Origin of the sequence: uncultured Thiodictyon sp. (genome assembly GCF_903828115.1) — a bacterium.
Taxonomy (GTDB): domain Bacteria; phylum Pseudomonadota; class Gammaproteobacteria; order Chromatiales; family Chromatiaceae; genus Thiodictyon.
Genome location: NZ_CAIKKU010000884.1, coordinates 1 through 9,277 on the forward strand (window position 1 = coordinate 1; position 9,277 = coordinate 9,277).

At 68.4% G+C, this 9,277-nt stretch carries 6 protein-coding genes; 5 read left to right on the top strand and 1 reads right to left on the bottom strand.

Translation table 11 applies throughout. The features are described from left to right. Positions 1-584 precede the first annotated feature (584 nt). Complete coding sequence (locus tag QZY48_RS33400; RefSeq protein WP_295438916.1) at positions 585-2,939, top strand: NADP-dependent malic enzyme; 2,355 nt, start codon at positions 585-587, stop codon at positions 2,937-2,939. A 97-nt stretch (positions 2,940-3,036) separates the two neighbouring features. On the opposite strand, the gene QZY48_RS33405 is transcribed toward QZY48_RS33400, so the two are convergent. Beyond that, positions 3,037-3,858, bottom strand: a complete 822-nt coding sequence (locus tag QZY48_RS33405) for a tRNA threonylcarbamoyladenosine dehydratase (RefSeq protein ID WP_295438917.1) — start codon at positions 3,856-3,858, stop codon at positions 3,037-3,039. Between the two features lie 157 nt (positions 3,859-4,015). Here QZY48_RS33405 and QZY48_RS33410 point away from each other — a divergent pair, with 157 nt between their 5' ends. From QZY48_RS33410 to QZY48_RS33425, 4 genes are all read left to right on the top strand, one after another. Continuing rightward, complete coding sequence (locus tag QZY48_RS33410) at positions 4,016-4,381, top strand: HEAT repeat domain-containing protein (protein ID WP_295438919.1); 366 nt, start codon at positions 4,016-4,018, stop codon at positions 4,379-4,381. Positions 4,382-4,596: 215 nt separating this feature from the next. After that, a complete protein-coding gene (locus QZY48_RS33415; protein ID WP_295438921.1) occupies positions 4,597-5,277 on the top strand; it encodes a PEP-CTERM sorting domain-containing protein in 681 nt (226 codons plus the stop codon). A 290-nt stretch (positions 5,278-5,567) separates the two neighbouring features. Then, on the top strand, positions 5,568-8,342 hold the full coding sequence (gene prsT, locus QZY48_RS33420) for an XrtA/PEP-CTERM system TPR-repeat protein PrsT (protein WP_295438922.1): 2,775 nt from the start codon (positions 5,568-5,570) through the stop codon (positions 8,340-8,342). Positions 8,343-8,345: 3 nt separating this feature from the next. Further along, the gene (locus QZY48_RS33425) at positions 8,346-9,200 is read left to right on the top strand and encodes a hypothetical protein (RefSeq protein WP_295438924.1); all 855 of its coding nucleotides are present in this window, start codon (positions 8,346-8,348) and stop codon (positions 9,198-9,200) included. Positions 9,201-9,277: the final 77 nt, after the last annotated feature.

The following is a 9,277-nucleotide window of genomic DNA, read 5'->3' on the forward strand; positions in this document are numbered from 1 at the left end:
GATGCACATCCGTGACACGATCGCGGCCTGTTTCGCGCTCAGCCAGGACTACCAGGATGATCCCGACGGGTTGATCGAGGACGCCCGGCGGCGTCATGCCCTGCTTGAGATTACACTGCGGGAAACCACCAGGCAATCGTAGTGCGGCGCTCCCGGTGGCCGCAACGATGATCAAGACCCCCGATACCCAACACCGGCCGATCCCGAACGACCGCAGTGGTATCGGGAGTTCCGCTTCACGGCGCTGGCCCAGCCCGCCCCAGCGGCACGCACGGCCTCGATCAAGATTCCGGCCACTTGGGCTCGCCGGGTGCGTAGTCAGGCCATCCTGGCCTGACACCGTCAGGGCTGGAAGCCCTGACTACGCACGCCGCTGGCCGGGATTACGATCAAGGCCGCACGCACCAAGCCGCGGGCAGCAACAAATGCCTGTCGCGCTGCGCACCGCCGCGCCGGGCGACGGGGGGTTTTTCCGGCAGTGACCTTGTGATTCCCGGGCTTGCGTTCCATATTGCCAGTCCGCGCGGCCCCCAGCGGGCGACCAGATCGCGCCGGCCCATTCAGCATCAAACCCGAGTTTTTTTATGACCGAACATCTGTCCGCCGCCGAACAGGCACTGCGCGAGGCCGCCCTTGAGTATCATCGCAGCCCCAGTCGCGGCAAGATCTCAGTCACGCCCACCAAGCCGCTGTCGAACCAGCACGACCTGGCGCTGGCGTACTCGCCCGGCGTGGCCTACCCCTGTCTCGCCATCCAGGCCGATCCGACGCTGGCGGCGGAATACACCTCACGCGGAAATCTGGTGGGGGTGGTGACCAACGGCACGGCCGTGCTGGGCCTGGGCGACATCGGCCCGCTGGCGGGCAAGCCAGTGATGGAGGGCAAGGGGTGCCTCTTCAAGAAATTCGCCGGGATCGATGTGTTCGATATCGAGCTCGCCGAGCGCGACCCGGACAAGCTGATCGACATCATTGCCGCGCTCGAACCGACGCTCGGCGGCGTCAACCTGGAGGACATCAAGGCCCCGGAGTGCTTCTATATCGAGCGCGAACTGAGTCGGCGCATGAACATCCCGGTGTTCCATGACGATCAGCACGGCACCGCCATCATCTCCAGCGCGGCCCTGCTCAACGGCCTGGAACTGGTCGGCAAGGCCATCGGCAGCGTGAAACTGGCGGTCTCGGGTGCCGGCGCGGCGGCCATCGCCTGTGTGGATGTCATGGTCGGCCTGGGCGTGCGGCGCGAGAACGTCTTCATGGTCGATTCCAAGGGCGTGATCTACGAGGGCCGCCCCGGCGGCTTCGACGAATCCAAGGCCCGCTATGCGCAGGCGACGCCGGCGCGCACCCTGGCCGATGTCGTCCGGGACGCCGACGTCTTCCTGGGCTGCTCCGCCGCCGGGGTACTGACGGTCGATATGGTCAAGACCATGGCCGATCGGCCCATCATCCTGGCCCTGGCCAACCCCGAGCCCGAGATCCGCCCGGAACTGGCCAAGGCCGCGCGCCCCGACTGCATCATCGCGACCGGCCGCTCGGACTACCCGAATCAGGTCAACAACGTCCTGTGCTTCCCCTACATCTTCCGCGGCGCGCTCGACTGCGGCGCCACCAAGATCACGCCCGCGATGAAGCTCGCCTGCGTCTATGAGATCGCCGCGCTGGCCAAGCGCGAGACCACTGATGTCGTGGCCGCCGCCTATGCCGGCGAGGAGCTGAAATTCGGACCCGAGTATCTGATCCCCAAGCCGTTCGACACCCGCCTGATCCTGACCATCGCACCCGCCGTGGCACAGGCCGCCGCCGACTCGGGGGTGGCCACCCGCCCCATTGCCGATATGCAGGCCTACAAGGACAGCCTGTCGCTCTTTATCTACCGGACCGGCATCCTCATGCGCCCGGTCTTCAATGTCGCCAAGGCCCTGCCTGACGCCGCAAAGCGCGTCGCCTTTGCCGACGGGGAGGACGAGCGGGCGCTGCGCGCCGCGCAGATGGCGATCGACGGGCAGGTCGCCCGGCCCATCCTGATCGGACGCCCGGCCGTGATCAACGCCCGCATCGCGAAGGCCGGGCTGCGGATGCGCCTCGGGGTCGATGTGGAAAACGCCAACCCCCATGAAGACCCGCGCTTCCGCCAGTATTGGACCCATTATCACCAGCGCATGAGCCGCAATGGCGCCACACCCGATGAGGCCAAGGCGGCGGTGCGTCGCTCCAATACCCGCATCGCCGCGCTCATGGTCACGCTCGGCGACGCCGACGCCATGCTCTGCGGCCTGGTGGGCACCTACGAGGCCCATCTCGAATGCATCGACAGCATCATCGGTCTGCAACCCGGCGTCGGCAATTACGCGGCCGTCAATGTCCTGATGACCGACCGCGGACCGCTCTTCATCACCGACACCTATGTCACTGAAGACCCCGGTGCGCAACAGTTGGCCGAAATCGCCTGGATGGCCGTGCAGGAGGTGCAGCGCTTCGGCCTGCCGCCCAAGGTCGCCTTTCTGTCGCATTCCAGCTTCGGCGGGTCCAAGCGCGCCTCGGCCAGGAAGATGCGTCTGGCGCGCGACCTGTTCGTCGCCGACCACCCCGGTATTGAATGTGATGGCGAATTGCACGGCGACGCCGCGCTCGACGAGGGCATCCGCAACCGCTACCTGAGCGATTCGACCTTGAGCGGCTCGGCGAACCTGCTGGTCTGCCCCAACCTGGATGCGGCCAACATCCTCTACAACGTACTCAAGACCACGATCAGCAGCGGTGTGACGGTGGGCCCGATCCTGATGGGTACCGCCGCGGCGGCCCATATCCTCACCCCGGCGACCACGCCGCGCCGGATGCTGAACATGACGGCCCTGGCGGTGGCGAGCGCGGCGGCCTCGATCAAGATTCCGGCCACTTGGGCTTGCCGGGTGCGTAGTCAGGCCATCTTGGCCTGACACCGTCAGGGCTGGAAGCCCTGACTACGCACGCCGCTGCCCGGGATTACGATCAAGGCCAGCGCGGCGGCGGCGCGGGAGGACGCGGCTTTCACGGTTAAGGCGTGATCGCTGGTTCATCACGGTCGCTGCGCAGGAGCCGCAGCGCTGCGGCCGCCAGCGCCATGCCGAAGCTCGCGGTGACCATGACGCAGGAGCCGTAGCCATGGCAGTTCAGGGAGCCGTCGACCATGCAGTCGCCCGCGGCCGGCAGGGTGATGGGCTCACGCGAGAAGACGCAAGGCAGGCCGATCCTGCCGCGGCCCGGGGCGCCCAGCTTACGCAGGCGCTGGCGTAGCGCGGCCAACAGGGGGTCGTGCGTCACCAGGGCCAAGTCATCGACCTCGATGCGCTGCGGCTGCGACTTGCCGCCGGCCGCTCCGGCGCAGACCAAGGAATGCCCGCCGCGCCAGGCCCAGTGCGCCATGGCGAGCTTGGCGTGCCCCTGATCGCAGGCATCGATCACGACATCCACCGGCCCCGGCAGCAGCGCCGGCCAATTCTCCGGGGTAACAAACTCCTCCACCGCCGTGACCTCGCAGTCGGGGTGGATATCCGCGATCCGCCGCCCCAGCGCCTGCACCTTGGCCGCACCCAGGGTGCTGCCGAGCGCCTGCACCTGGCGGTTGATGTTCGACTCGGCCACATGGTCCAGGTCGATCAGCACCAGCCCCGCCACGCCCGAGCGCGCCAGCGCCTCCGCCGCCCAGGAGCCGACCCCGCCGACCCCGACGACCGCGATGCGGGCCGCGCGCACCTGGGCATAGCCCGCGTCGCCCCAGAGGCGGCGCAGGCCAGCGAAACGGCGCTCGGCGGCGGGCGCGCCACTGGGTGGGACGATCCTGGGGCAGTCCTGGGGTGCGGGTGGGCGGGTTGCCATAGTGATGGTCCATCGTCGGATATTTCTGATAGGTTCCGGGCTATTATCTGCGCTTTCCAGGGATTTTTTCTCTCTCAGAGGCCAGGCGCTGCGTCTATCTTTAGCCTCGACAGGACTGACGCCGGGTCGGTCACGCATGGCGTCAGGTGAGCGGCCAGTGGGCCTCGCGTTGATCGCCGAGGCCACTGATCCGCTCAAGGCGGCCAAGGCGGCCTACGCGGCCAGCCTCATCGGCGGCCCCGCGGCGATCGAGCTGCTGCGGGTTGCAGCCCGACACCATGACCCGCAGGTGCGCATCGCCGTCGCGGATGGACTGAAAAATCTGGCGGCGGCGGCCCCCACTGACCTCGTGATGAATGCGCTCAATGACCCTGACGACGCTCGCATCGGGCACGCCGACGGGACCCTGACCGGCCGGGCGGGGCCCGGGCGCCGGGATGACGTTCACCTCGCCCGCCTAGTCCGGGCGGCCGCCGCGGTATCCTCGATCAGGGGTTTCTTTGCGCCGACAAGCGCCGCGTGATCGCAGATACCAGCTTCCCAGCCGTAAGGTCTTCGGTTATGATTGGGCCTGGTATTCGTCGGCGCAGTCCCAGTGCGTCGGCGCTCGACTGGGTCAACCCCCGCGCCCGGGGGGCAGCGCTACAAGAGTTAAGTGGCTCGAAATTTGCAGTGTCCGCGCGCAACCGCGGCCATCAATGTCCCCCGGTACGCACCGTCAGTGGAGCACATCGTTCGATGAAAAAGATTGATCTCGCGTTGGCCCTCTGCGGCGTTCTGGCAGCATGCAATGTCAGCGCCTTGACCATCGACAACTTCAACACGACGCAGTCCAACAAGACCGTCACAAACGGGGCAGTCGTTGACCGCCCCATCAACACCTCGGGCGCCGGTGTGACCTATATCGGCACCTCCCGTACCCTCTCGAGCAGGGCCGCCGTCGGCACGAGTTCGTCGACCGAGGCCCGCATCAACGTGGCGCCGAATCTGTCGGCGCTTCACATGAACAACATAGGTTCGGCCGGGACCGTCTATGTCGAATGGAACGGGATTTCAGGGTCCGCCAGCGATTTCACCGAGGGCGGTATATCGTCCCAGTTCCGTATTAACCTGCCCGCACCGCTTACCACCTCCGTGTCCGTTGCCTTTCTCGTGAACGGAACCGAAGAAAAAACGAAGATCTACCTCAGCGGCACGTCCGCTTACGCCGACTTCGCGTTCGCCTCGTTCACTACTCCGAACCTTTTCACCAACGTCACCACGCTCAGGATGACCATGACCGGCGTGGCCAGCGAGCCGGGCTGGAGCGCCACCTTCGGCGACGTCGAGACCGTTCCTTTAGCCGTTCCTTTACCGGGCACCCTGATGCTGGTAGGCATCGGTTTGGCTGGACTGGCCCGCAGCGCCAAGCGCGCCTGACGTCTGCCGTGGGTCGCCCGACCAGCCCTGCTGATCCGCGCGGCCAACGTCAGGACCCCGGACCAGGTCGCCCCCTCAATTGTATGTGCGCCGCACGACGGATGGGGCCGCAACCAATTCGGGATCTCCGTATACCACCCCTTCTCACTCGACCCTGGTGCTGACCGCGATCGGTCCTCTCGTCCTGCTGCCACAGGCCCGGGCGCCGCAAGCGGTGGCTCCGCGGACATTGTCCAGGCGGCCTGACCCCAGCGTCGGGCACCAAGGGCATGACGCAGGAGATCCCTCCAATGACGAGCCAACACGGTTTGCACCCTGCTCTGGTGTCGGGCGTGCTCGCCCTACTGATCGTCGGCCTGCCGGTCGCTCAGGCGGACTCCCTCGCGGATGCCCGCAACCAATGGCAGTCCGGGGATGGGCGCGCCGCCGTCCGGACCCTGAAGCACTATCTGCGGCAGGGCGGCAACGACCCCGCCGCACGGGCGCTGTTGGGGCAGGTCTATCTGGACCTGGCGTCCGGTGCGGCGGCCGAGCAGGAACTCAAGCGCGCCATCAAGGAAGGCCGCCTCAATCCCACCGAGTATCAGACGGACTTGGCCCAGGCGCAGTTGCTTCAGGGCAAATACGCCGAGATCCTGGAGGACCCGGCGGTCGGTTCACCAACGGACCCGCGCAAGCAGGCCGAACTGCACGCCATCCGGGGTGAAGCCTACCTGGCCCTGGGCCAGCCCGATCAGGCGAACGAGGCGTTTGACAAGGCCCTGGGCCTGATTCCCAACTATCCCCGCGCCCTGCTCGGTCTCGCCAGGCTCGCCGCGCGCCAGGATGACATGCCGCGCGCGCGCGCCCTGGTGGACCAGGCGATCACGGCCAACCCCGGGGACTCCACCGGGTGGGAGGGGCGGGGCGATTTAGCGCTGTCCAAGCGCATGCCGCAACCGGCAGAGGAAGCCTTCGGACAGGCGATCGAGACGGCGCGCGCCACCTGGATGCCGCTCTATAAGCGCGCCCTGGCACGCCTGGAGTTGGAAAAGCTGGCGGAGGCCCAGGCCGATATCGACTTGGCCAGCCAACAGGTTCCGCAATTCCCCGGCCTGAATTACGCCCGCGGTTTGCTGCTGCTGAAGCAGAATCAACCGGAACCGGCCCTGGCGCAGCTCAATCTGTACCTCCCCTATCGCCCCGAGGACCCCCAGGCGCTCTACCTGGCTGGGGTGGCGCTGTTCCAACTCGCACGCTACCAGGAGGCCGACGAGTACCTGACGCGCGCCTGCCGTGCCGCCCCGGGATCGTCCACGGCGGCCACCCTGCTGGCCCGGGCGCGGCTCGCCCGCGGTGACCTCAAGGGCGCCGAGACCGCGCTGCGCCCGTTCGCGGACCAACAAGCCACGAATCCGGACGTGCTCAAGATTCTGGGCGAGGTCGCGACGCAAGACGGCCGGCCGGGGGAGGCCGGGGCCCTGCTGCGTCAGGCGCTCGCCGCCCGTCCGGACGATGCGCAGACACCCGTGAAGCTGGCCGCCGTCCTGATGGCCGGCGGGGAGCGCGAGGCCGCGGAGCGGGAGCTGCGCGCGCTGCTGGAGAAGAACCCCGCGGACGAGACGGCCCAGGTGCTGTTGGTCCGACTGCTGCTGGCCAAGCCCGATGGCGCGGCTGCCCAGGCCCAGGCACTGGCCTATCTGGCGGCGGTGCCGGACAGCCCGCGCGCCCAGGTTGCCCTGGGACTCGCGCAGCTCGCCTTGGGGGACGAGCCCGCGGCCCGCAAGGCCTTCGCGCGCGCCCTGGAGATCAAGCCCGGGTTCGCCGATGCCGCCTTCAATCTCGCCACCATGGAGCGACGCGCCGGGCGGCCGGAGGCGGCGCGCGCGCTCTATGGGCAGGTCTTGGCAGTAGACCCGCGCGATGCCGACGCCACCCTGCTGCTGACTCAGCTGGACGTGGACGCCGGGCACCAGGCGGCTGCGCTGGCCCGCGTGCGCGAGGCCGTGACCAAGGACCCCGCCAACCTGACCCTGCGGCTCAACCTGGCCCAGGGCTACCAGTCCGCGGGGCAGACGCAGGAGGCCCTGCGCACCCTGCAGGACACCGCGCCGTCGCTCGCCGACGACCCGCGGCTGCTGCTGGCGCGCGGCCAGCTGGAACTCGCCGCGGGGCAGCCATTCAATGCCGCCGCGACCCTGGAGGCCCTGGTGAACCGGCAGCCAGGGTCGGCGCAGACGCGGCTCCTGTTGGCGAACGCCTACGCGGCGGCCAAGCAGGCCGGCGCTATCCAGGAGCACCTGTTGGCCGGCCTGAAGGTCGATCCGAGTTCACCCCTGGTGGGCCCGACCCTGCGCAACGTCTACCCCGCCCTGCCGGACCCGGCGGCGAAGGCCGCGCTGATCGAGCGTTTGCTGGCATTGGGGGTGCCGCTGCCCGGGCTGCCGCTGCTGCAGGCGCGTCTGAGCCTTGATGAGGAGAAATACAAGGAGGCCCAGGAGCGGCTCGGCGCCCTGCTCCAGTCCGACCCCGCGGACCGGGAGGTGCTGCTGCTGCTGCTGAGCGCCCAGGTCAAGGCGTCGGCCCTGGAGTCGGCCACCGCGACGGCCGATACCTGGCTCGCGGCCCACCCCGACGATGCGGAGGTGCAGCGCCTCTTGGCCCAGATCTATGAGCAACGTGGACAACCGCAACAGGCGATCGAGACCTACCGGTCTCTGCTGCGGGCGCAGCCCGACGACCCGGTGACCAACAACAACCTCGCGATGCTGTTGTTGGAGCAGGACCCGGCCCAGGCACTGGACTATGCGCGGGCCGCGGCGCGCGCGGCGCCGGCCGATCCCGCGGTCGGCGATACCCTGGGGCAGGCGCTGCTGGCCAAGGGCGAGACCCAAGCCGCCGTGCAGGCCTTGGCCCAGGCCTCACTGGCGGCGCCCAAGGACCCCACGATCGCCTACCATCACGCCCGCGCACTGCTGGCCGCCGGTGAGCCTGAGCGGGCGCGCGCCGTGCTCCAGCCGATCCTGGGACAGCCGTTCCCTGAGGAGGAGGCGGCGCGCACGCTGCTCATGCAGACCTGGCAATAATCCATGCCCGACCTGCGTGAAAAGATGGCCCGCTACGGATTCGAGTCCAACGACGACTACGAATTCCAGGTCCGCTGCCTGCTCGAAGGCCCAATGCGCACCTTGCGTACGCTCAACATCGAGGGCGACTCCGAGCGGCGCAAGAGCGCCTTCGCCACCGCCCTGGGCCGGGCACTGGAATTCCCCCACCTGCTGTATCTCGACTTCACCGAGGCCCACCCGCCCCTGCCCGACGTGATACTGCCGCCCAGTCAGGACGAGATGGGCCGCGCGGAGCCGCCCATCGACCCCCTGGACCTGACGGTGAGCGAGGCCTGCGCCCAGAGCGAAGGGGAGCCCACGGTACTGATCCTGGATCAGTTGCAGGCGGCGGACTTCCGCGAGCACATCCGGCTGCACCGCTTCATCAACGACTGCTTCTGGGAGGTCCGCGGTGGGCGCTATTACGCCAACCCGCGGCACCTGCTGCTACTCCTGATCTCGGAATCACCCCTCTACCACTCGCTGCAGAAGGAGAGCTTCCGGGTCTGGGTCGGGCGGGTTTCTGAGCATCACGTGGAGTACCAGCCCGCCGATTTCGGGCTGGGTGCGGCGGCCGCGCCGCTGTTCGCCGCCCTGGCGCAGCTGTTCCGCGCCCTGGGCAGCGCCCCCACCCGCAGCGAGTTCGGGCACATCCTGACCGACCTGCAACTGCATGTACGCACCTGCGAGCACCTGCGCCTGTGCCTCTACGGCCGCGCGGAGGGGATCACGCGGGACGCGCTCGCCGCGCCGACCCTGGCCGCGCCCCTGGGCGCCGTGGTCGCGGCCGCCGCGACCCTGCTGGTGGCCGAGCACATCGAACTGCGCGGCGACTGACGGGTGCCTGCCGGAGCGCTCATCCCCGTGAGAGCTGGGTTCAATCGCGGCTGCAAGCCGCTCCCACGGGCCTCTCC

What these genes read in the sequence shown, in the direction of transcription:
- QZY48_RS33400 (WP_295438916.1), top strand. Translation starts at nt 585, where the DNA reads ATGACCGAACATCTGTCCGCCGCCGAACAGGCACTGCGCGAGGCCGCC.
- QZY48_RS33415 (WP_295438921.1), top strand. Translation starts at nt 4,597, where the DNA reads ATGAAAAAGATTGATCTCGCGTTGGCCCTCTGCGGCGTTCTGGCAGCA.
- QZY48_RS33425 (WP_295438924.1), top strand. Translation starts at nt 8,346, where the DNA reads ATGCCCGACCTGCGTGAAAAGATGGCCCGCTACGGATTCGAGTCCAAC.
- prsT (WP_295438922.1), top strand. Translation starts at nt 5,568, where the DNA reads ATGACGAGCCAACACGGTTTGCACCCTGCTCTGGTGTCGGGCGTGCTC.
- QZY48_RS33405 (WP_295438917.1), bottom strand. Translation starts at nt 3,858, where the DNA reads ATGGCAACCCGCCCACCCGCACCCCAGGACTGCCCCAGGATCGTCCCA.